Here is a 22,994-nt window from a genome sequence, read left to right as displayed (position 1 = left end):
GGGCGGAAGATGACCGCCACCCAGAGGATCGCCGCGGGCGCCGTGATCGCCGCTGCGATCGCGTCGCTCGCCGGCTGCGCCACGGGAACCGGTGGTCCCCGTGGCGCCGAAGAAGGGGCGTCGGGGTCCCGGAAGGCGAAGCCGGCCCCCGCGCCCGAGAACGCCGTCCGCCTCATCGGTGACGGCTCCACCGCGTTCACCGGGGCCCAGCCCCATCTGCCCAGACCGGAGCGGCTCGAGCCGGGGCGGAAGCCGCCGCAGTTCGTCGTGTTCTCGTGGGACGGCGCGGGCGAGGACAGCCAACGGTTGTTCTCCCACTTCCGCAAGGTGGCCAAGGAGAACAACGCCACCATGACCTACTTCCTCAGCGGCGTGTACCTGCTGCCGGAACACAAGCGCGACCTCTACAAGCCTCCCCAGCACTCGCCGGGCCGCTCCGACATCGGCTTCAACGACGAGCAGGGCATCGCCGACACCGTGAAGCAGCTCCGCCTGGCGTGGCTGGAGGGCAACGAGATCGGCACCCACTTCAACGGCCACTTCTGCGGCAAGGACGGGGGTGTCGGCGAGTGGTCGGTCGAGGAGTGGAAGGAGGAGATCGCCCAGGCCAAGCAGTTCGTGAAGACCTGGAAGACCAACACCGGCGCGGCGAAGGCGGCCCCCCTGCCCTTCGACTACGACAAGGAACTCGTCGGCGCCCGCACGCCCTGCCTCGAAGGGCAGGAGAACTTCCGCAAAGCCGGCCGGGAACTGGGCTTCCGCTACGACACCAGCGGCGTCAACAACCAGGTCTGGCCCGGCAAGAAGGAGGGCCTGTGGGATCTGTCCATGCAGCTCGTGCCCTTCCCCGGCCACTCCTTCGAACAGCTCACCATGGATTACAACTTCATGGTCAACCAGTCCGGCACCACCACCCAGGGCGATCCCGCCCAGCACGAGTACTGGGGCGACCAGATGCGTGACGGCCTGCTCAGGGGCTTCCAGCGGGCCTACGAGGGCAACCGCGCGCCGCTGATCATCGGCAACCACTTCGAGTCCTGGAACGGCGGCACGTACATGCGCGCCGTCGAGGAGGTCGTGGAGAGCGTGTGCACCAGGGAGGGGGTGCGGTGCGTCTCCTTCCGGCAGCTCGCGGACTGGCTGGACGCCCAGGACCCGCAGACCCTGGCCAAGCTGCGCGGCCTCGGAGTCGGCGAGGCCCCGAAGCAGGGCTGGGCGTCCTTCCTCTCGGGCGGCCCGGCCCCGGCACCGAAGGGCGTGCCCGGAGCGCCGGCGGTCAAGCGGTAGCGGTCGGCCGTGGACGGCGGGGGTCGCGCGGGCCGGCCCGCGCGACCGTCACACCGGGGCGGTCAGGCTCTCGCCGAGGACGAAGCCGGGGTCGATCTGCGCAGCCAGGTCGGCCCCCGTCCGCTCGTTCCCCCACGACCGGGCGTTCTTCAGGTGGAAGTGCACCATCTGACGCATGTAGCGCTTCCCGTCGCGCCGCTCGTACGCCGAGTCGGCGGTCGTCCGCAGCAGGTCCAGCGCGCGACGGTTGGCGTCCTCCAGGGTGTCGAACCGGGGCGGCCGGCCCTTCTCCATGGCGCGCACCCAGTCGGAGTGGCCGACCGTCACGAGCAGGTCGTCCCCGACCTCGGCGCGGAGGAAGTCGAGGTCGTCCTGACCTTGGACTTTGTTGCCCACCACCCTCAGCTCGACGCCGAAGTCACGGGCGTACTCCTTGTACTGGCGATAGACGGAGACCCCCTTCCGGGTCGGCTCGGCGACGAGGAACGTGATGTCGAAGCGGGTGAACATACCGGAGGCGAAGGAGTCCGAGCCCGCCGTCATGTCGACGACCACGTACTCGTCGCGGCCGTCCACCAGGTGGTTCAGGCACAGCTCCACCGCTCCCGTCTTGGAGTGGTAGCAGGCGACCCCCAGATCGGCGTCCGTGAAGGGGCCCGTGACCATCAGACGGACCGCACCGCCGTCCAGTTCCACCGGCCGGGCGCACGCGTCGTACACCGGGTTGTCCTCCGACACCCGCAGCAGTCGCGAACCCTCGCCGGGCGGGGTCGTCTTGATCATCGTCTCGACGGAGGCGATACGGGGGTTGGAGCCGCGCAGGTAGTCCTTGATCAGCGGCAGCCGGCCCCCCATCGCGGGCAGTGCCGCGGCCTCTGCCTCGTCGAGCCCGAGTGCGGCGCCCAGATGCTGGTTGATGTCCGCGTCGACCGCGATCACCGGCGCGCCGCCGGCCGCGAGATGACGGACGAAGAGGGAGGACAGCGTGGTCTTGCCGCTGCCGCCCTTCCCGACGAAAGCAATTTTCATGTTCACCAAGAGTAGTGTCACATGTGCGTTGCGTCGCATGACCACGTGAAGAAGACCACTCCTTCGTGGGGTCCGTGCCTCCGTTGCGTAGTGTCGTACTCATGAGTACGACAGGCGCTACCGTCGATCCGCTCGCAGCCCTGGGATCGCTGCCCGGGGTGGCCGACTCCGTCGAGACCGTGCGCAAGGCCGTGGACCGCGTCTACGGGCACCGCGTCATGCGACGGCGCAGCACGGCGATCACCTCCGAGGCCGCCCTGCGCGGCTCCCGCGGCTCGGCGGCGCTGTCCGGGGCGGACTGGGCCCTGGAGGAGGTGCGTCGGCGCAGCGACTTCGGGGCCGACGACGAGGCGCGGGTCGTCGGCGCGGCGCTGAGGCTGACCGCCGAGGCGGGCCAGTTGCTGTCCATCTGGCGGCAGTCGCCGTTGCGGGTGCTGGCGCGACTGCACCTGGTCGCCGCGGCTACCGGCGGCGACGAGGTGGGGCGGCCGAGACAACCGGGCGAGGCGGTCGCCGAGCCGCTGGTCGAGCTGTCCCTGCCGGGCGCGGACGAGGTCTCCGGCCGGCTGGAGGGACTGTCCGAACTGATCATCGCGGGCAGTTCCGCGCCCGCTCTGGTCACCGCCGCCGTCGTCCATGGCGAGCTCCTCGCCCTGCGGCCCTTCGCCTCGCACAACGGCCTGGTCGCACGTGCCGCCGAGCGCATCGTGCTGATCGGCAGCGGCCTCGACCCCAAGTCGGTCTGTCCTGCCGAGGTGGGCCACGCGGAACTGGGCCGGGCTGCCTACCTCGCGGCCCTCGACGGCTATGTCTCCGGCACTCCGGAGGGCATGGCGGCCTGGATCGCCCACTGCGGCAGGGCGGTGGAGCTGGGGGCCCGCGAGTCGACAGCGGTGTGCGAGGCGCTTCAGCGCGGGGCGGCATGACGGAAAAGGTGTTCCGGGGCGGCCGGAAACACCGGGAGGACCCGGAAAAGGGTTGCGGCGGTACGAGGTCTCGTACCGCCGCTGGCATGTTCACCGGGTTACCAAGCGTCCTCGAAATATGCCCATCAGGTCGGGAACTTCGCCCGTCACCTGGTGCGGCTGGCCCGTAATCGACGGGTCGACGTCGCGTGGGTGCTCGGTGTTCATGCTTCGGTCCGTGGGGCCACATGCGGTATTAAGGTGATCCTCTCGGATGTCCTTGGTCTCGCGGGCCGTTGACTCCTTTGTACTCCAGGATCCCGGCCGGCGGAAGTGCTGGCGGCCGTTCTTTGCTTTTCCCCTCAAACAGGTCGCAATCGGATGCCGTGGCCGCGGGTGGTCACGGCTCAGGCGGGCGCCGCCGCCCGCCGTCGGCTGGCGTACCAGACCAGCCCCGCCGTGGCCGCCGCGGCTCCCACGGCCGCCATCGCGACGAGTGCCGGGCGGGGCGGGACGGAGAACCCCGGAATCCGCTGCTTGAGCCGCACCGGCCGGTGGAAGTCCAGGATCGGCCATTCGCGTGAGACGGCCTCGCGGCGCAGCGCGCGGTCCGGATTCACGGCGTGCGGATGACCGACCGCCTCGAGCATCGGCAGATCGGTCGCCGAGTCGCTGTAGGCGTAGCAGCGTGCGAGGTCGTAGCCCTCCGACTCCGCCAGTTCCCTGACGGCCTCGGCCTTGGTCGGGCCGTACGCGTAGTACTCCACCTCCCCGGTGAAGCAGCCGTCCTCGCCCACGACCATCCGGGTGGCCACCACGCGGTCCGCGCCGAGCAGCTCGCCGATCGGCTCGACCACTTCGGCTCCCGACGTGGACACGATCACGACGTCGCGGCCGGCGGTGTGGTGCTGCTCGATCAGGGAGGCCGCCTCGTCGTAGATGAGCGGGTCGATCAGATCGTGAAGGGTCTCGGCGACGATCTCCTTCACCTGCCGGACGTTCCAGCCGCGGACCATCGCGGAGAGGTACTCGCGGGTCCGCTCCATCTGGTCGTGGTCCATACCGCCGACGAGGAAGACGAACTGCGCGTATGCGGTGCGCAAGGCCGCCCTGCGGTTGATCAGCCCGCCTTGGTAGAAGGACTTGCTGAAGGTGAGTGTGCTCGACTTCGCAATGACCGTCTTGTCCAGGTCGAAGAAGGCGGCTGTGCGGGGCAAGGAGTGGTTTTCCACACCCTTGAGCATAGGGGCTGCTCATTCGGCGTAAGGTCGGCGCGTGGGTTTGCCTGAGAAGGCTCTCGGGTACACCATGGAAGTCACGGATCGTTCGCGACCGTGCTAACCCGGTCCGACTCCTCCCCCCCCGAGTCGGCCGTGGAGACGACCCCCGCTCTCCCCCCCGGCGGGGGTCGTCGCATGTCCGGACGGGTTTTTCCGTTCCTGCGCTGATCTGGACCTGTGCCGAGGCGACGGAGGTCGCCTCTTCGGCGTGTCCGCGATCCGTCACTCTCAGTAGCTGTCGAGCCGTTCTGAGGGTGTGGTGAGCGGGGCGGACAGCGCTCACCGGTATGGGTGACGGTGATATTCACAACTCCCCGCCGGTCCACAGTTATCCACCAAGATCCACACGTTTTCCGGCTTCGTCGCATCGTGAATCCCACGCGTTCGCTCGCACCGAGTTCCGGGCCGGTTCCGTTTGCCGGTCGCCCGGATCGGTATCCGGCGGACCTTCATAGGGAGACCGGGCGCCGGTTCTTCACACGTACGGGATTCGCGGGGCCGCAGAGGACTGCGCGCCACGCGGCGAAGGGGAGGAAACCGTGACCGGAGCCGTCACACACGACCCGCCGGCCGCCGGAGGGCGGCAGAACAGGCCGCTGATCGTCACCGAGGACGCGGCGCTCCTCGACGACCTGCTGCGGCTGTGCGCCGCCGCCGGCGCCACCCCCGAGGTGCACCACTCGGTGCCCCCGCAACGGGGCGGCTGGGAGTCCGCGCCGCTCGTCCTGGTCGGCGACGACGCCGCCCGCCGTGTGCGCGGCGCCGCCCGCCGCCGTGGAGTGGTCCTCGTGGGACACGACCAGGACGACTCAGGGGTGTGGCGCAGGGCGGTCGAGATCGGAGCCGACCACGTCCTGGTGCTGCCCGACGGCGAGCAGTGGCTCGTCGACCGGATCGCCGACGTCGCCGAGGGCGTCGGCCGGCCGGCTCTCACCGTGGGAGTCGTCGGCGGGCGCGGCGGGGCCGGAGCGTCCACGCTCGCCTGTGCTCTCGCCGTCACCTCCGCGCGTGAAGGCCTGCGCACCCTCCTGGTGGACGCGGACCCACTGGGCGGCGGGCTCGACGTACTGCTCGGCGGCGAGACCGTCGAAGGACTGCGCTGGCCGGCGTTCGCCGCCTCACGAGGGCGCGTCGGCGGCGGAGCACTGGAGGAGTCGCTGCCCGCGCTTCATCGACTACGTGTGCTCAGCTGGGACCGTGGAGACTGCGTCGCCGTCCCGCCACAGGCCGTGCGGGCGGTGCTCGCCGCCGCCCGCCGCCGCGGCGGCACGGTCGTGGTCGACCTGCCGCGGCGCATCGACGACGGGGTCGCCGAGGCCCTCGCCCAGCTCGACGTCGGTCTCCTCGTGGTCCCCGCCGAACTGCGCGCCGTCGCAGCGGCCGGACGGGTCGCGTCCGCCGTCGGCATGGTCCTGCGCGACCTGAGGGTGGTGGTACGCGGTCCGTACGCCCCCGGACTCGACGACCGTGAAGTGTCCCGCCTGCTCGGACTGCCCCTGGCCGGTGAGGTGCCCGTCGAGTCCGGCCTGTTGCGCCCGGACGGCGGAAAGGCGCCGCCCGGTGGGTCCGCACGCGGTCCGCTGGCCCGTTTCTGCAAGGAGTTCTGGGATCGGGCGCTGACCGAGGCGAGCGCCGTATGAGCACGCAGCCCAGGCTCGACCGGCCGCGGGGATCCGGCGCACTCCTCGACGGTGTACGCCAGTGGCTCGCCGAGAGCGGAGCCGAACCGACACCCGCACGCGTGGCGCAGGCGCTGCGGGAACAGGGGCGTGTCCTCGGGGACGCGGAAGTGCTCGGGGCGGCCGAGCAACTGCGGTCCGAGCTGGTCGGCAGCGGTCCGTTGGAGCCGCTGCTGGCCGATCCGTCGGTGACCGACGTCCTGGTGTCGGCTCCCGACCGGGTCTGGGTCGACCGGGGTGGCGGCCTGGAGCTGACCGCCGTCTCCTTCCCGGACGCGGCCGCCGTGCGGCGCCTCGCGCAGCGTCTGGCCGCGGTGGCCGGACGACGCCTGGACGACGCCCGGCCCTGGGCGGACGCACGGCTGCCCGACGGCACCAGGCTGCACGCCGTACTGCCCCCGGTGGCCGTCGACTGCACCTGCCTGGCGCTGCGAGTGGTAAGGCCACGGGCGTTCACCCTGGACGAACTCGTGGCCGCGGGCACGGTGCCGCCGGGCGGGGACGAGGTGCTGCGGGCACTGCTGCGGGCCCGTCTGTCCTTCCTGGTCAGCGGAGGCACCGGTACCGGCAAGACGACGCTGCTCAGTGCGCTGCTGGGGCTGGTCGGGCCGGGGGAGCGGATCGTCCTGGCGGAGGACTCGGCGGAACTGCGGCCGGACCATCCTCATGTCGTGCGGCTGGAGACCAGACCGGCCAACCAGGAGGGTGCCGGGCTGGTCACGCTCGAGGACCTGGTGCGGCAGGCGCTGCGGATGCGGCCGGACCGGCTGGTCGTGGGCGAGGTGCGCGGAGCGGAGGTCGTCCATCTGCTGGCCGCCCTCAACACGGGCCACGAAGGCGGGTGCGGGACGGTCCACGCCAATGCCGCCGCCGACGTCCCCGCCCGGCTCGAGGCGCTGGGCACGGCGGCCGGGATCGACCGGGCGGCTCTGCACAGTCAGTTGGCGGCCGCGCTGTCGGTGGTGCTGCACCTCGTGCGCGATCCGGCCGGGCGACGGCGGATCGCCGAGGTGCACGTGCTGGAGCGGGACCCCTCGGGGCTGGTGCGGACCGTGCCGGCATTGCGCTGGCGGTCGGATGCGTTCGCGTGCGAGCGCGGGTGGGAGCGGCTGAGGGAGCTGTTGCGAAGCGAGAGGAGCGGAGAGAGCCATGGGTATGACAGGCGGGACGGGTGAGGTGCCGATGAGCGCGGCTGTCGCTTGTGCCGGGGTGGCGGTTCTGCTGTGGGGCGGACCGTACTCGGCGCTTCGGCGGGCGCAGTTGCTGCTGGACGGGGGCGGGGCGGCCGGCGGCGGGCCACCGTCGTGGCAGGGCCTGGCGCACGACCTGCGGCGCATGCGTGCACGCTGGCGGCCCGAGTGGTGGTCACCGGTCGTCGGGCTGTTCGTGGCCGTGCTCGGCGGCTCGGTGCTGCCGGTCGCCGCGGGGGCGGCCGGGGTACCCCTGCTGCGTCGTGCGCGGCGGGCCCGGTCGGCTCGGAGGGCGGGTGAGCACCGGGCGGACGCGGTGATCGCGCTGTGCGCGGCGCTGGCCGGGGAGGTGCGCTCCGGGAGGCAGCCCGGTGAGGCCCTGCAGCGCGCCGCACGCGACTCGGGAGGGCTCGGTGAGGCCCAGGCGGCCGTGCTGGCGGCCGCCCGGTTCGGGGGTGACGTACCCGGCGCGCTGACCGGTGCGGCACGGCAGTCCGGGGCCGGTGGTCTGTCGGGGCTCGCGGCGTGCTGGCGGGTGGCCGTGGACCAGGGCGCGGGACTCGCCGCAGGGCTCGACCGGCTCGAAGGGGCGTTGCGCGCCGAACGCGACCAACGCGCTGATTTGAAAGCGCAGTTGGCGGGAGCTCGTTCCACTGCGGTGATGCTCGCCTGTCTGCCGGTCCTGGGGCTCCTCCTGGGCACGGCACTCGGCGCGGACCCGCTGCACGTCCTGCTGCACACCGGGGCCGGCCTCGGGTGCCTGCTCGTCGGCGGGGCGCTGGAGGGCCTGGGCACGTGGTGGGCGCTGCGGATCGTGCGAGGTGCGGAGGAGGCGTGAGCAGCAGGAAGGAGGGGTGTGCGAGGCGGGTCTGCGCCGGTCGGCCGAGTGAGGCGGACGAAGGACGAGCGAGTGGTGGGGAGGCGGGATGAGTGCGGAAGTCGTCCACGGGCTGGGGGCGGCCGTGGGGATCGTCATGACCCTCGGGTGGACGGTGCGGTGCGCGGACACCCTGCGGCGTCGGCGGCGGGCGAGACGGCGGCTCGCCGAGGTGCTGGCCCGCCCGGCGAAGCCGCAGGTTCCGCGGCCCGGGGTGCGGGGGGCCGTCCACCGGTGGCTGCCGGAGGTGGCGGTGGCGGGTGCCGGGTGGGCGGTGGGTGGTGGGGTCGTCGGTCTCGGCCTGGGGCTGGCCGGGGCGGCGCTGCTGTGGTGGTGGCGCCGCAGGCGGCAGGCGACGGAGTCGATGAGCGAGGCCGACGCGCGGGCCGTGGCCCGGCAGTTGCCGCTGGCGGCCGATCTGCTGGCGGCGTGCATCGCGGCGGGGGCGGGGCCGGTGATCGCGGCGCAAGCCGTGGGGGAAGCACTCGACGGGCCTGTCGGGGAAGCGTTGGCACGTGGTGCGGCCGAGGTGCGTCTGGGAGGCGAACCCGCGGGTGCGTGGCGAAGGCTGGCGGCGGCGCCCGGCGCGGAGGCGCTGGCCCGGCTGCTGGAGCGGGCCGACGTGTCCGGTCTCCCGGCGGCGGTGCCGGTTGCCCGGATCGCGGCCGACGCCCGCGCCGACTGGGCCCGAGCCGGCACGGCTCGGGCCCGACGGGCCGCCGTCATGGTCACCGCACCGGTGGGGCTGTGCTTCCTGCCCGCCTTCATCGTCGTGGGGATCGTGCCCGTCGTGATCGGCCTGGCGGGTGGGGTGCTGGGAGGGGGTGGGCCGTGAGGGGGACCTGAGGGGCGGCCTGGTCGGCCGGTCCGGGCCGGCCGTGCCGGGCAAGGCGGTCGGCGCGTCCGGTCCGTGGGTTCAAGCGGTCGGAGGAGCACGGCGAGGGAGACGACTGTGGCAGGTCGAGCAGATTGAGCAGGTCGAGCAGTCCGGCTGGTCCAAGGGGGCCGGTCGTCGGTAAGTGGGATCGAGACTCACAGGGGTCGAAATGAGCAAGGCGGTACGAGTGAGGCTGCGTTTCCTGGTGCGCCGGGTGCGTGCGGCGCGCAGGGACGCGGGGATGGTGACGTCCGAGTACGCGATGGGAATCGTTGCGGCGGTGGCGTTCGCCGTGGCTCTCTACCAGGTCGTGACGAGCGGGGCGGTCGCGGCGGAGCTGCAGGACATTGTGAAGCGGGCGCTCAGTGGGGGCACATGAGCGGAACCGGCCGCGAGGCGGGGACCGGGGGTTCGTGACGGCGGAGGCGGCCGTGGTGCTGCCGGTGCTGGTGGCGTTCGCCTTGGCGCTCGTCTGGGGACTGCTGGTCATGGCCGCCCAGATCCAGTGCGTGGACGCGGCCAGGACCGGTGCCCGGGCCGCCGCCCGGCAGGACCCGGCCGACGCGGTCGTGGAGGTGACGCGGGCGACGGCACCACGTGGGGCGCGGGTGACGGTCACCAGGGAGGGCGACCGGGTCCGGGTGGTGGTCGTGGCGAGACCACCGGTGCTGCGAGGGTTGCCGTTCGAGGTACGGGAGGAAGCCGTGGCGGCGGCGGAGGACGTGGAGGTCACGGGAGACGGCGGCGGGGCCGGAGCCGGATCGGAGGCGGGACCGTGAGGGCGCGCGGGGGAGGCGCGGGGTGTTCCTGGGAGGGCCGGAGCGCTGTCGGGCAGCGACGCCGGAAGACGGGCGGCGCCGGCGCCCCTGCTCGTGAGGCGCCCTCGGGATCGGAAGGGCCCCGCGGCCGGAGGGACGGTGTCGCGGCAGGGAGGCGGTGCCGGACCGACCAGGGCTCCGCGACCGTGTGGACCCTCACCGTGCTCGCCGTGCTGTGCGCGGTCTTCGGCGCCGTGCTCGCCCTCGGGCAGGCCGTCCTGGCCCGGCACCGCGCCGCCGGGGGCGCCGACCTCGCGGCACTCACGGCTGCGGAGCACTGGACGGACGGCACCGAGGCGGCCTGCGCCCGCGCGGACCGGTTGGCCCGGGCACAGGGCGTACGGCTGGTGCGGTGCGTGGTGGTGGGGGAGGTGTCGGACGTGACGGCGGCGGCGGGACGGGGGCTCTTCACGGTGGAGGTCCGGGCCCGGGCAGGGCCTGCGGGACCGGTGCCGCCGGAGGGGACGGCGGCGGCCTCCCCGCCCCGCCCCCGGGCGGTCCCGGGCCGCGCCGTCTACTCCACCTGCTCCACGCGCTCTCCCGGCCTTCCCTCCTGCGCGGTCCCGCCGTTCTCCACCGGTTCCTCCGCGGTCCCGTCTTCCTCCACCGTCCTGTCGTCCTCCACCGTTTCGAAGTCCTTCGTCGTCCTGCCGCCGTCGGCCGGCCGGCCGACCTCCGCCGGTGCGCTCCGCAACAGTTCCGTCAGGAGCCTGACCGCGCCTCTCTTGTGCAGCGGGTCGTTGCCGTTGCCGCACTTGGGGGACTGGACACAGGACGGGCAGCCGGCCTCGCACTCGCAGGAGGCGATGGCCTGGCGGGTGGCCGTCAGCCAGGAACGGGCCGTGTGGAAAGCGCGTTCGGCGAAGCCCGCGCCGCCGGGATGGCCGTCGTAGACGAAGACCGTGGGGAGGAGGGTGTCGGGGTGCAGGGGGATCGAGACGCCGCCGATGTCCCAGCGGTCGCAGGTCGCGAAGAGGGGCAGCATGCCGATGGACGCGTGCTCGGCGGCGTGCAGGGCTCCGCCGAGGATCTCGGGGGAGATGCGGGCGGCGTCCAGTTGGTCCTCGGTGACCGTCCACCACACAGCCCGCGTGCGCAGCGTGCGAGGAGGGAGGTCGAGCTTCGACTCGCCCAGTACTTCACCGGTGACGACGCGCCGGCGCAGGAAGGAGACCACCTGGTTGGTGACCTCGACGGAGCCGTAGCACAACCGGCCTTCGCCCCAGGGGATCTCGACGTCCGTCTCCAGCACGGAGATCGCCGTCGTGTCCCGGGCGACCGTCGTGTACGGCGGATTCGCCTCCTCGACCAGGGCCACCGAGTCCTCCAGGTCCAGGGACCGCACCAGGTAGGTGCGGCCCTGGTGCAGATGGACCGCTCCCTCGTGGACGGTCGAGTGGGCGGCTCCCTCGTCGACCGTGCCCAACAGGCGGCCCGTGCCGGACTCGACGATCTGGACCGGCCGGCCGCCCGCGCCCCGGATGTCCGTGAGGTCGGCGGCACGCTCGCGCCGGGTCCAGTGCCAGGCCTTCGTCCGGCGGCGCAACAGCCTCGCGGCCTCCAACTGAGGCAGCAGCGCCTCGGTCTCAGGGCCGAACAGGGGCAGGTCCTCCTCGGTGAGCGGGAGCTCGGCGGCGGCCGCGCACAGGTGCGGGGCGAGGACATAGGGGTTGTCGGGATCCAGGACGGTCGATTCCACCGGTCGGTCGAACAGGGCCTCGGGGTGGTGGACGAGGAAGGTGTCCAGCGGGTCGTCCCGGGCGACCAGCACGGCCAGTGCCCCCTGGCCCGAACGCCCCGCCCGTCCGGCCTGCTGCCACAGGGAGGCGCGGGTACCGGGATATCCGGCGATGAGGACGGCGTCCAGACCCGAGACGTCGATCCCGAGTTCGAGGGCGGTCGTGGCGGCCAGGCCGAGGAGCTCGCCCGAATGCAGGGCCTGTTCCAGGGCACGGCGTTCCTCGGGGAGGTAGCCGCCGCGGTAAGCCGCGACACGCCCGGACAGCGAGCGGTCCACCTCGGCGAGACGTTCCTGGGCGATGAGGGAGATCAGCTCGGCGCCGCGCCGGGACCGGACGAAGGCCACGGTGCGGACGCCTTGGACGGCCAGGTCGGTGAGGAGGCCGGCGGTCTCGGCGGTGGCGGTGCGGCGGACGGGGGCGCCCCTCTCGCCCTGCATCTCGGTGAGCGGTGGCTCCCAGAGGGCGAACACCAGTTCGCCGCGTGGCGAGGCGTCGTCGGCCACCTCGACCACGGGGAGGCCGGTGAGGCGGCCGGCCGCCACCGAGGGCTCGGCGGCCGTCGCGGAGGCCAGCAGGAAGACGGGGGAGGCGCCGTAGCGGGCGCACAGGCGGCGCAGACGGCGCAGCACCTGGGCCACGTGGGAGCCGAACACGCCGCGGTAGGTGTGGCACTCGTCGATGACGACGTACTTCAGCGATTTCAGGAAGGAGGACCAGCGGGGGTGGGACGGCAGGATCCCCCGGTGCAGCATGTCCGGGTTGGTGAGGACGTAGTTGGCGTACTGGCGGATCCACTCGCGTTCCTCGACCGGAGTGTCGCCGTCGTACACCGCCGGGCGCACCGCGGTGCCCAGCGGTCGTGAAAGTTCCTTCACGGATCGGCACTGGTCCGCCGCCAGCGCCTTGGTCGGCGCCAGGTAGAGGGCCGTGGCACCGCGCCCGTTCGGTGCCTGCGCGCCGTCCAGGAGGGTGGACAGGACCGGCACGAGATACGCCAAAGACTTGCCGGAGGCGGTTCCGGTCGCGACGACCACCGACTCGCCGTCCAGGGCGTGCTCCGCGGCGGCGGCCTGGTGCGCCCAGGGGTGCTCGATGCCACGGGTCTGCAGTGCCGCGACGACCTCCGGGCGAATCCGGTCAGGCCAGACGGCATGGCGACCCGCCCGCGGGGGCACATGCTCCGTATGAGTGATGCGCGACGCCCGGTTCGGGCCCGGGGCGAGCCGGTCCAGGATCCGGCCCGGCGACAGGCGGGGCGCGGGCTGTGCCGAGGGTCGATCGGATCGGTGATTCTTGGCCATCGGCACCGAGTGTGTCACTGGCGTGACGGACAATGGAGCCAAGGCGTCGTGCACGCCTGCCGGTAAGTGATTGAATGCCATCGCGGCTGGCGTACCGTCCCGGGGGCTCCTGCCCAGGTGTTCCGAGGGACGACCGCTCGATAGCAAGGTGCTGGAGGATCCGTGGACCTGTCCCTGTCGACCCGTACCGTCGGCGATCGTACGGTCGTCGAGGTCGGTGGCGAAATCGACGTATATACCGCGCCCAAGTTGCGCGAGCAGTTGGTCGAGCTGGTGAATGACGGCAATTTCCACCTTGTCGTCGACATGGAGGGCGTGGACTTCCTCGACTCCACCGGGCTCGGCGTGCTGGTCGGTGGCTTGAAGCGGGTGCGTGCCCATGAGGGCTCGCTGCGCCTGGTCTGCAACCAGGAGCGCATTCTGAAGATCTTCCGCATCACCGGTCTGACCAAGGTGTTCCCGATTCACACCTCGGTCGACGAAGCGGTCGCGGCCACCGACTGACCATTCCGTCCGGGCCCGTGTGACCCGGACGGCCCAGTTGAACGATCCGGGGTACCGGGCTTTCGGCAGCCCGGCCCCCCGACAGCACGCCCGTAGTTCCGAGGGGGACGCATGGCCACCGTTGAGCTCCGCTTCAGCGCGCTGCCCGAGCACGTCAGGACCGCCCGACTGGTGGCGGCGGCGGTGGCGCGCAGGTCCGGAGTGGACGAGGCCGTTCTCGACGAGGTCAGGCTCGCTGTCGGTGAGGCATGCTCCCGTGCCGTCGGACTCCACCGGAGCGGTGGCATCACCGCCCCGGTGAAGGTGTCGCTCATCGAGGAGGAGAAGCAGTTCTCCATCGAGGTGGGCGACGAGGCCCCGCGGGTCGCGGCCGGCGACCGGGGGCCGGGCTCCGGTGACCTCGACACGGACGCCGAGGAGGACGAGATGGGCCTCGCGGTCATCAGCGGCCTCGTCGACGACGTGGAGGTCACCGCCGGCGAACACGGCGGGCTGATTCGCATGACGTGGCCGACCACACCGTCGGCCGCGGTGCTCGGCTGACCCCGCACCCCCCGTCCGGCCCGGCCGGACACATCCGTACCCGAAGGGCCCCACGAGGTGGGGCCCTTCGGCATGTGCGCAGGTGCGACGGCGCGCTTACAGTGGTGCCAGCAAGTGAATCTTGGAAAAGTGAATCTTGCCGGGCGGACGAGTGAATCCTGCCGAGAGTTTCGTGAATCCATTCACGAACGACAATGCCTTGAGGGCATTACCGTGACGGATTTGCGGGCGAAGGCGAATTCCGTTTACCGCGCACTGTTTTGATCAGGTTCCGGTACCTAGAATCCGTCCACATCTTGAGCTCAGTCCAAGCGTCAAGGAGGACGAATGGCGGGGCTTTCTCTCCCTCACCGGTTGGACCACTCCACAACCTCCGCGGCCGCGGTGCTGACCGACGGCAACCGACTCCTCGTGGTGGTCATCGCCGTCGTCGCACTGGCCGCGCTCGTGGTCGCGGGCGTGCTGCTGCGCCAGGTGCTCGCGGCAGGCGAGGGCACCGACAGCATGAAGAAGATCGCGGCGGCCATCCAGGAGGGCGCCAATGCCTATCTGACCCGGCAGCTGCGCACGCTCGGCGTATTCGCCGTCGTGGTGTTCTTCCTGCTCATGTTGCTGCCCGCGGACGACTGGAACCAACGCGCCGGACGATCGATCTTCTTTCTGATCGGTGCGGCGTTCTCGGCGGTCACCGGCTATATCGGCATGTGGCTCGCCGTGCGCAGCAATGTGCGTGTCGCCGCCGCGGCCCGGGAAGCGACTCCGGCGGAAGGAGAACCGGAAAAGGATCTCACCGCCGTTTCGCACAGGGCGATGAAGATCGCATTTCGCACGGGCGGTGTCGTCGGCATGTTCACGGTCGGGCTCGGTCTGCTCGGCGCCTCGTGCGTGGTGCTGGTGTACGCGGCCGACGCGCCGAAGGTGCTGGAGGGCTTCGGTCTCGGCGCGGCGCTCATCGCGATGTTCATGAGGGTCGGCGGCGGCATCTTCACCAAGGCCGCCGACGTCGGCGCCGACCTGGTCGGCAAGGTCGAGAAGGGCATCCCGGAGGACGATCCGCGCAACGCCGCGACCATCGCCGACAACGTGGGCGACAACGTCGGCGACTGTGCGGGCATGGCGGCCGACCTGTTCGAGTCGTACGCCGTGACGCTGGTCGCCGCGCTGATCCTCGGCAAGGTGGCCTTCGGCGACGCCGGCCTGGCCTTCCCGCTGCTCGTGCCCGCGATCGGCGTGGTCACGGCCATGATCGGCATCTTCGCGGTCGCGCCGCGCCGCGCCGACCGCAGCGGCATGTCCGCGATCAACCGGGGGTTCTTCATCTCCGCGGTGATCTCGCTCGTGCTGGTCGCCGTGGCCGTGTTCGTCTACCTCCCCGGCACCTACGCCGACCTGGACGGCGTCACCGACGCGGCGATCCTGGGCAAGGACGGCGACCCGCGCCTCCTGGCCCTCGTCGCCGTGGCGATCGGCATCCTCCTGGCCGCCGTCATCCAGCAGCTGACCGGTTACTTCACCGAGACCACGCGCCGCCCGGTGCGCGACATCGGCAAGAGCTCGCTGACCGGTCCGGCCACCGTCGTGCTCGCCGGAATCTCCGTCGGCCTCGAATCGGCCGTGTACACCGCCCTGCTGATCGGCCTGGGCGTGTACGGGGCGTTCCTGCTCGGCGGCACGTCGATCATGCTGGCGCTGTTCGCGGTGGCGCTGGCCGGCACCGGCCTGCTCACCACGGTCGGTGTGATCGTCGCGATGGACACCTTCGGACCGGTCTCCGACAACGCGCAGGGCATCGCCGAGATGTCCGGCGACGTGGAGGGGGCGGGAGCGCAGGTGCTCACCAACCTCGACGCCGTCGGCAACACGACCAAGGCCATCACCAAGGGCATCGCCATCGCCACGGCCGTACTGGCCGCCTCGGCGCTCTTCGGGTCGTACCGCGACGCCATCACCACCGGCGCGCGGGACGTCGGCGAGAAGCTCTCCGGGGACGGCGCGCCGATGACCCTCATGATGGACATCTCGCAGCCCAACAACCTGGTCGGCCTGATCGCGGGAGCGGCGGTCGTCTTCCTCTTCTCGGGGCTGGCGGTCAACGCGGTGTCGCGTTCGGCGGGTTCCGTGGTCTACGAGGTGCGGCGGCAGTTCCGGGAGCGGCCCGGGATCATGGACCACAGCGAGAAGCCGGAGTACGGCAAGGTCGTCGACATCTGCACCAGGGACGCCCTGCGGGAACTCGCCACGCCCGGACTGCTCGCGGTGCTGGCGCCGATCTTCGTCGGGTTCACGCTCGGCGTCGGCGCCCTCGGCGCGTTCCTCGCGGGCGCGATCGGCGCGGGCACGCTGATGGCGGTGTTCCTCGCCAACTCCGGCGGTGCCTGGGACAACGCCAAGAAACTCGTCGAGGACGGCCACCACGGTGGCAAGGGCAGCGAGGCCCACGCGGCGACCGTCATCGGCGACACCGTCGGCGACCCCTTCAAGGACACCGCGGGACCCGCGATCAACCCGCTGCTGAAGGTCATGAACCTGGTGGCGCTGCTCATCGCGCCCGCGGTGATCAAGTTCAGCTACGGCGACGACAAGAACCTCGGCGCACGGGTCGCGATCGCGCTCCTCGCGCTCGTGGTGATCGTCGGCGCGGTCTACGTGTCCAAGCGGCGCGGCATCGCCATGGGCGACGAGGACGGCGCCGACGAGCCGGCCAAGTCCGCCGACCCGGCGGTGGTTTCGTAGGGACCGGAAAGTCCCGCAGACCAAAGGGCGGGCGTACGACACGTGTTGACGTGCCGTACGCCCGCCCCGCTGCGGGCGGGCCCGGGCCGTGAGCCTTCTCTCTCTTGGTATAAATGGCTTCATTCATGCACATAGCGAACATTCGTCCTGGGGTTGTCGCCCGGTCGGCGTGTATGTTCCGGGGCCGAGAGCCATGGAAGGGACCTATCCGGTGAACAAGAAGCTCGCGGCCGCACTGTCCGGCGGTGCGGTACTCGTACTGGCGTTGTCGGGATGCAGCAGCAGCGACGACGGCAACAAGGAGCTCGACGCCTGGGCCAAGCAGGTCTGCGACGCGCTGCCCGCCCAGGACGCGAAGGTCGACGCGGCCAACGCCGCGATCAAGAAGGCCGCCACGGACAACAACGCCCCGGTGAACGTCCAGAAGACCGACTCCCAGGCCTTCCAGGACATGTCCGACGCCTACAAGGCGCTCGCGCAGGCCATCCAGAAGGCGGGGACGCCGCCCGGCGTCGACGACGGCGAGAAGAAGAAGCAGGACGCCGTGACCGCCCTGAACGGCCTGTCCACCTCCTACGCCGGCCTGAAGAAGCAGGTCGACGCGCTCGACACGAAGGACCAGGGGAAGTTCGCCGACGGACTCCAGGACATCGCCACCGAACTCGGCAAGCTCAGCAAGAGCGGGAACACCGCGCTGAAGAACCTCGAGAAGGGTGACGTCAAGACCGCCATGGCCCAGCAGGAGAGCTGCAAGAAGGTGGCGGCCTCGTCGTCGGCCCGCGCCACGACCAGCTGACGGCGGCGGCCGGCCGGGGCCGGGCGTGCGGCCCGTCCGCGGGACACAATGGGGGCGTGAGTAACGCCACCCTGTCCCCCCTGCCCTCCGCCGGCCACTCCGACGTCGCCGCCCGGCTGCGTGAAGCCCTGCTCGCGGCCTCGTTCACCGCCGACGGCCTCCTCGACCTGCTCGGTGCCCCCGCGTACGCGGCCCTCGCGCGCAGCGAGACCGTGCCCGCGCTCCGCGCCACCCGCGGGGACACGCCGCTGGAAGCGCTCGTCCGCCTCTTCCTGCTCCAGCAGCCGGTGCCGTACGCGCGCGTGCGGGACGTGCTGCCTGTGCCCGCGTGCGTGGAGGCCGGCTGGCTGACGCGTGCGGGCGCGGACGACGTCGCCGCGACCGTGGACGTACGCCCCTACGGCGGGCCGGACGGCGAGGACTGGTTCATCGTGTCCGACCTCGGCTGCGCCGTCGGCGGGGCCGGTGGCATCGGCAGCCGTGCCGAGGGCGTCGTCCTGGGCGTCGGCGGGGCGTCCACGACGCTCGCCGGGATCACCGTCCGCACCCCGGTCGCCGCCGCGCTGGACCTGGGCACCGGCTCCGGGATCCAGGCCCTGCACGCCTCCCGGCACGCCACGCGCGTGACGGCGACGGACCTCAACCCGCGCGCGCTGCACATCACCGCGCTCACCATGGCCCTGTCCGGCGCGCCCGCCGCCGATCTGCGCGAGGGTTCGCTGTTCGAACCGGTCCGAGACGACGAGACGTTCGACCTCATCGTGTCCAACCCGCCGTTCGTCATCTCCCCCGCGGCCCGGCTGACGTACCGCGACGGCGGGATGGGCGGGGACGAACTGTGCCGCTCGCTCGTTCAGGGAGCGGGGGAACGGCTGAACGTGGGCGGGTTCGCGCAGTTCCTCGCCAACTGGCAGCACGTCGAAGGGGAGGACTGGCAGGACAGACTCAGGTCGTGGGTGCCACGCGGATGCGACGCGTGGATCGTGCAGCGCGAGGTGCAGGACGTCACGCAGTACGCCGAGCTGTGGCTCAGGGACGCCGGTGACCACCAGGGAGACCCGGCCGAGTACCGCGCGCGGTACGACGCCTGGCTGGACGAGTTCGAGGCGCGCAAGGTGAAGGCCGTCGGCTTCGGCTGGATCACCCTGCGCAGGACGGCCTCCGACGAGCCCACCATCACCGTGGAGGAGTGGCCGCACTCCATCGAGCAGCCGCTCGGCGACACGGTCAGGGCCCACTTCGAGCGGGTCGACTACCTGCGGGGGCACGACGACGCGGCCCTGCTGACGGGGAACTTCAGGCTCGCCGCGGAGGTCGTGCAGGAGCAGGTGGGGCTGCCCGGCGCCGAGGACCCGGAGCACGTGGTGCTGCGCCAGCACCGCGGGATGCGCCGCGCCACCAAGGTGGACACGGTGGGCGCCGGGTTCGCCGGCGTCTGCGACGGCTCGCTGAGCGCGGGCCGGATCCTGGACGCCATCGCCCAGCTCGTCGGCGAGGACCCCGTCCTGCTGCGTGACCGGACGCCCGCGCAGATCAGGTTGCTGGTGGAACAGGGGTTCCTCGAGCCTGCCTGAGCCGCCCGGGGGGTGGAACAGGCCGGTCGCCCCGCTCACCGGGATTCCCCGCTCACCGGCGGCCGGACCGTGTTCACGAATCGCGGAGAAGCCGGGGGACGGGGACGGCGGGGAGGAACGGCGGCGCCGGAAGGCCGGGATGCGCGGCGTCGCATGCGAGGTGGTGCGGGTGCTCGTCCCGCACGGAGGCGTCACCGCCCCGCACGGAGGCGTCACCGTCCCGCACGGAGGCGTCACCGCCCCGCACACGGAGGCGTCACCGCCCGGCCGGTCTCCCGGCGACGAGGGTCACACGTCCGGGACGGTTGTGATGTGAGGCCCGTCGCACGGTCCGCCCGTGCCACCGCCCGCACCCGCCGGGACGTCCCGGACGTCCCGGCGCCGCCGGTGAACCGTCGCCCCCGTCCGTGGGCCCGGCGTTCACCCCGGGTTCGTCCCGGCGCCGCCCGCGCGTGCCAGTCTCCGGGCGACGGGACACGCGCGGGTGGAAGACAAGGAGCGCGGGCGATCATGGACAGTGGACCGGCGATCTTCACGGGGTTGGTGTTCTCGCTGTTCGGAGGCGGTCTGCTGGGGTGGACCGCGGTGCGCCTGCGGCAGCGGCAGCCCGTCGCCGAGGGGGTGAGCCCCGCCGCATCGGCGACCGTCGCGACGCTCGTCGCGGTCACCGCGCTCACCGCCGGCGCATGGTGCCTCGCCCGCGTCTGAACCCCTTCCGGGGATCTTGCCCGCGCCCCGACGGGACCGGCGCGAGGGATCGGCGGCGGACGAGCGGCAGGCGTCGTTCCGGTGAGCAGAAAAAGAGCCGGTGCGCACTCCGGGCGGCAGGAACGGCGGTAGTCGGGTTACCGTTCGAGTGGCCGTTGCGGGCTTTTCCCGTTTGACACGGGGGCGGGAGGTACCGTCACACTCCGCAGCGTCACCATGACCCGACCCCGGGAGCAAGGCCTGGGGAGGCCCCAGCGTCGACCGGAGAGAAGAGCGAAGTTGTCCCCGACCAGCGAGACCGCGAAGGGCGGCCGCCGACTCGTCATCGTCGAGTCGCCTGCCAAGGCGAAGACGATCAAGGGCTATCTCGGCCCCGGATACGTTGTCGAGGCGAGCGTCGGGCACATCCGCGACCTCCCCAACGGCGCCGCGGAGGTGCCGGAGAAGTACACCGGTGAGGTCCGCCGCCTCGGCGTGGACGTCGATCACGACTTCCAGCCCGTCTACGTGGTCAATGCCGACAAAAGGGCCCAGGTCAAGAAGCTCAAGGACCTGCTGAAGGACTCCGACGAGCTGTTCCTCGCCACCGATGAGGACCGTGAGGGCGAGGCGATCGCCTGGCACCTGCAGGAGGTGCTCAAGCCCAAGGTCCCGGTCAAGCGGATGGTCTTCCACGAGATCACCAAGGCCGCGATCCAGGCCGCCGTCGCCAACCCGCGCGAGCTGAACCAGAAGCTGGTCGACGCCCAGGAGACCCGCCGCATCCTCGACCGTCTCTACGGCTACGAGGTCTCGCCGGTCCTGTGGAAGAAGGTCATGCCGAAGCTGTCGGCGGGCCGGGTGCAGTCCGTCGCCACCCGACTCGTCGTGGAGCGGGAACGCGAGCGCATCGCCTTCCGTTCCGCCGAGTACTGGGACCTGACGGGCACCTTCCTGACCGGCCGCGCGGGAGACTCCTCGGACCCGTCGTCGCTGGTCGCCCGCCTCCAGACCGTCGACGGCAGGCGGGTCGCGCAGGGCCGCGACTTCGACTCCGTGGGACAGCTCAGGAGCGCGAACACCCTCCACCTCGACGAGGCGAACGCCCGCGCCCTGGCCGCCGCCCTGGAGAACACCCGGTTCTCCGTGCGGTCCGTCGAGTCGAAGCCGTACCGGCGCTCGCCGTACGCCCCGTTCCGTACGACGACGCTCCAGCAGGAGGCCTCGCGGAAGCTGGGCTTCGGTGCGAAGGCGACCATGCAGGTGGCCCAGAAGCTGTACGAGAACGGCTTCATCACCTACATGCGTACGGACTCCACGACCCTGTCGGACACGGCGGTCAACGCCGCCCGCGCCCAGGTCACGCAGCTGTACGGCGCCGACTACCTGCCGGCGCAGCCGCGCACGTACGCCGGGAAGGTCAAGAACGCGCAGGAGGCGCACGAGGCGATCCGCCCTTCGGGTGACCGTTTCCGCACTCCCGCCGAGACCGGCCTGACCGGCGACCAGTTCAAGCTGTACGAGCTGATCTGGAAGCGGACCGTCGCCTCCCAGATGAAGGACGCGACCGGCAACAGCGTCTCGGTGAAGATCGCCGGCACCGCCGCCGACGGCCGCGACGTCGAGTTCGGCGCCTCCGGCAAGACGATCACCTTCCACGGCTTCCTGAAGGCCTACGTCGAGGGCGCCGACGACCCGAACGCCGAGCTGGACGACCGCGAGCGCCGTCTCCCCCAGGTCGGTGAGGGCGACGCCCTCACCGCCGAGGAGATCACGGTCGACGGGCACGCCACCAAGCCCCCGGCCCGCTACACCGAGGCCTCGCTGGTCAAGGAGCTGGAGGAGCGCGAGATCGGCCGTCCGTCGACGTACGCGTCGATCATCGGCACGATCCTCGACCGGGGTTACGTCTTCAAGAAGGGCACGGCGCTCGTCCCGTCGTTCCTCTCCTTCGCCGTGGTCAACCTCCTGGAGAAGCACTTCGGGCGGCTCGTCGACTACGACTTCACCGCCAGGATGGAGGACGACCTCGACCGCATCGCCCGCGGCGAGGCGAAGTCCGTGCCGTGGCTGAAGCGGTTCTACTTCGGCGAGGGCACGGGCACCGGCGTGGCGGCCGAGGCGGGCAACGGCGACGGGGACCACCTCGGCGGCCTCAAGGAGCTGGTGACCGACCTGGGCGCGATCGACGCGCGCGAGGTGTCGTCGTTCCCCGTGGGCAACGGCATCGTGCTGCGGGTCGGCCGCTACGGCCCCTACATCGAGCGCGGCGAGAAGGACTCCGAGAACCACCAGCGGGCCGACGTCCCCGAGGACCTCGCCCCGGACGAGCTGAACGTGGAGTACGCGGAGGAACTGCTCGCCAAGCCGAGCGGCGACTTCGAGCTGGGCGCCGATCCCCTGACGGGCCGTCAGATCATCGCTCGAGCGGGCCGCTACGGCCCGTACGTCACGGAGGTGCTCCCCGAGGGCACCCCGAAGACCGGCAAGAACGCCGTCAAGCCGCGCACGGCCTCGCTGTTCAAGACGATGTCGCTGGACACCGTCACGCTGGAGGACGCCCTCAGGCTGATGTCGCTGCCGCGCGTCGTCGGCACGGACGCCGAGGGCGTGGAGATCACCGCGCAGAACGGCCGTTACGGCCCGTACCTGAAGAAGGGCACGGACTCGCGGTCGCTCCAGAGCGAGGACCAGCTCTTCACGATCACGCTCGAAGAGGCGCTGGAGATCTACTCCCAGCCCAAGCAGCGCGGCCGGGCCGCGGCCAAGCCGCCGCTGAAGGAGCTGGGCCAGGACCCGGTCAGCCAGAAGCCGGTCGTCGTCAAGGACGGTCGCTTCGGGCCGTACGTCACCGACGGGGAGACCAACGCCACCCTGCGCTCCGGCGACAGCGTCGAGGAGATCACCCCGGAGCGCGGCTACGAGCTGCTCGCCGAGAAGCGGGCGAAGGGGCCCGCCAAGAAGACGGCGAAGAAGGCGCCCGCGAAGAAGGCGACGGCGAAGAAGGCCGCGCCGGCCAAGAAGACGGCCGCCAAGAAGACCGCCGCGAAGACGACCACGGCCGCCAAGAAGACCGCCACCAAGACCGCGACGAAGAAGACGACGGCGTCCAGGGCGGCCTCCACGGCGGCCTCGGAGGACTGAGCCGCGCCGCGGTTCCCCGGAAGCCGTT

18 protein-coding genes and 1 pseudogene are annotated in these 22,994 nt (G+C 71.7%); 16 read left to right on the top strand and 3 right to left on the bottom strand.

The features are described 5' to 3' along the window. Positions 1 to 9: 9 nt before the first annotated feature. Complete coding sequence (locus ACZ5FU_RS09230) at positions 10 to 1,287, top strand: polysaccharide deacetylase family protein (RefSeq protein WP_469045136.1); 1,278 nt, start codon at positions 10 to 12, stop codon at positions 1,285 to 1,287. 48 nt (positions 1,288 to 1,335) lie between these two features. Here ACZ5FU_RS09230 and ACZ5FU_RS09225 read toward each other — a convergent pair whose 3' ends face one another. Next, the gene (locus tag ACZ5FU_RS09225) at positions 1,336 to 2,316 is read right to left on the bottom strand and encodes an ATP-binding protein (RefSeq protein ID WP_469045135.1); all 981 of its coding nucleotides are present in this window, start codon (positions 2,314 to 2,316) and stop codon (positions 1,336 to 1,338) included. 101 nt (positions 2,317 to 2,417) lie between these two features. Here ACZ5FU_RS09225 and ACZ5FU_RS09220 point away from each other — a divergent pair, with 101 nt between their 5' ends. Further along, a complete protein-coding gene (locus ACZ5FU_RS09220; protein WP_451780196.1) occupies positions 2,418 to 3,242 on the top strand; it encodes a Fic family protein in 825 nt (274 codons plus the stop codon). Positions 3,243 to 3,628: 386 nt separating this feature from the next. Here ACZ5FU_RS09220 and ACZ5FU_RS09215 read toward each other — a convergent pair whose 3' ends face one another. Further along, a complete protein-coding gene (locus ACZ5FU_RS09215) occupies positions 3,629 to 4,465 on the bottom strand; it encodes an HAD family hydrolase (RefSeq protein WP_451780198.1) in 837 nt (278 codons plus the stop codon). Positions 4,466 to 5,040: 575 nt separating this feature from the next. On the opposite strand from ACZ5FU_RS09215, the gene ssd reads away from it, so the two are divergent. The 7 genes and pseudogenes from ssd to ACZ5FU_RS09180 all read left to right on the top strand — a co-directional run. After that, positions 5,041 to 6,141: a septum site-determining protein Ssd gene (ssd, locus tag ACZ5FU_RS09210; protein ID WP_469045134.1), complete on the top strand. Its 1,101-nt coding sequence runs from the start codon at positions 5,041 to 5,043 to the stop codon at positions 6,139 to 6,141. After that, entirely contained in the window at positions 6,138 to 7,355 is a 1,218-nt protein-coding gene (locus ACZ5FU_RS09205; RefSeq protein ID WP_451780202.1) for a TadA family conjugal transfer-associated ATPase, read from the top strand. The genes ssd and ACZ5FU_RS09205 overlap by 4 nt, the downstream gene beginning before the upstream one ends. A 7-nt stretch (positions 7,356 to 7,362) precedes the next feature. Further along, positions 7,363 to 8,208, top strand: a complete 846-nt coding sequence (locus ACZ5FU_RS09200) for a type II secretion system F family protein (RefSeq protein ID WP_469045133.1) — start codon at positions 7,363 to 7,365, stop codon at positions 8,206 to 8,208. Between the two features lie 88 nt (positions 8,209 to 8,296). Then, on the top strand, positions 8,297 to 9,082 hold the full coding sequence (locus ACZ5FU_RS09195; protein ID WP_451528300.1) for a type II secretion system F family protein: 786 nt from the start codon (positions 8,297 to 8,299) through the stop codon (positions 9,080 to 9,082). Between the two features lie 211 nt (positions 9,083 to 9,293). Continuing rightward, on the top strand, positions 9,294 to 9,503 hold the full coding sequence (locus ACZ5FU_RS09190) for a DUF4244 domain-containing protein (protein ID WP_451528301.1): 210 nt from the start codon (positions 9,294 to 9,296) through the stop codon (positions 9,501 to 9,503). A 34-nt stretch (positions 9,504 to 9,537) separates the two neighbouring features. Further along, complete coding sequence (locus ACZ5FU_RS09185; RefSeq protein WP_451780206.1) at positions 9,538 to 9,903, top strand: TadE family type IV pilus minor pilin; 366 nt, start codon at positions 9,538 to 9,540, stop codon at positions 9,901 to 9,903. Positions 9,904 to 10,088: 185 nt separating this feature from the next. Next, positions 10,089 to 10,427: pseudogene (locus ACZ5FU_RS09180) on the top strand (Rv3654c family TadE-like protein); the annotation flags it as partial. A 29-nt stretch (positions 10,428 to 10,456) separates the two neighbouring features. Here ACZ5FU_RS09180 and ACZ5FU_RS09175 read toward each other — a convergent pair. After that, positions 10,457 to 13,066: a DEAD/DEAH box helicase gene (locus tag ACZ5FU_RS09175; protein WP_469045132.1), complete on the bottom strand. Its 2,610-nt coding sequence runs from the start codon at positions 13,064 to 13,066 to the stop codon at positions 10,457 to 10,459. Positions 13,067 to 13,147: 81 nt separating this feature from the next. Between ACZ5FU_RS09175 and bldG the strand changes: the two genes are divergently transcribed. From bldG to topA, 7 genes are all read left to right on the top strand, one after another. Continuing rightward, complete coding sequence (gene bldG, locus ACZ5FU_RS09170) at positions 13,148 to 13,489, top strand: anti-sigma factor antagonist BldG (RefSeq protein ID WP_009189842.1); 342 nt, start codon at positions 13,148 to 13,150, stop codon at positions 13,487 to 13,489. A gap of 111 nt (positions 13,490 to 13,600) precedes the next feature. Continuing rightward, positions 13,601 to 14,032: an ATP-binding protein gene (locus tag ACZ5FU_RS09165; RefSeq protein ID WP_451528304.1), complete on the top strand. Its 432-nt coding sequence runs from the start codon at positions 13,601 to 13,603 to the stop codon at positions 14,030 to 14,032. A gap of 327 nt (positions 14,033 to 14,359) precedes the next feature. Next, a complete protein-coding gene (locus ACZ5FU_RS09160) occupies positions 14,360 to 16,765 on the top strand; it encodes a sodium-translocating pyrophosphatase (protein WP_451528305.1) in 2,406 nt (801 codons plus the stop codon). Positions 16,766 to 16,958: 193 nt separating this feature from the next. Next, a complete protein-coding gene (locus ACZ5FU_RS09155) occupies positions 16,959 to 17,561 on the top strand; it encodes a small secreted protein (protein ID WP_451528306.1) in 603 nt (200 codons plus the stop codon). A gap of 56 nt (positions 17,562 to 17,617) precedes the next feature. Beyond that, entirely contained in the window at positions 17,618 to 19,135 is a 1,518-nt protein-coding gene (locus ACZ5FU_RS09150; protein ID WP_469045131.1) for a DUF7059 domain-containing protein, read from the top strand. 510 nt (positions 19,136 to 19,645) lie between these two features. Next, positions 19,646 to 19,843: a hypothetical protein gene (locus tag ACZ5FU_RS09145; protein WP_451528308.1), complete on the top strand. Its 198-nt coding sequence runs from the start codon at positions 19,646 to 19,648 to the stop codon at positions 19,841 to 19,843. A gap of 279 nt (positions 19,844 to 20,122) precedes the next feature. Next, positions 20,123 to 22,966: a type I DNA topoisomerase gene (topA, locus tag ACZ5FU_RS09140; protein ID WP_469045130.1), complete on the top strand. Its 2,844-nt coding sequence runs from the start codon at positions 20,123 to 20,125 to the stop codon at positions 22,964 to 22,966. Positions 22,967 to 22,994 lie beyond the last annotated feature (28 nt).

The organism is Streptomyces sp. NPDC031554, from assembly GCF_055580685.1.
Note: the sequence above shows the minus strand (reverse complement) of the source record. Positions and strands in the feature narration are given on the sequence as shown.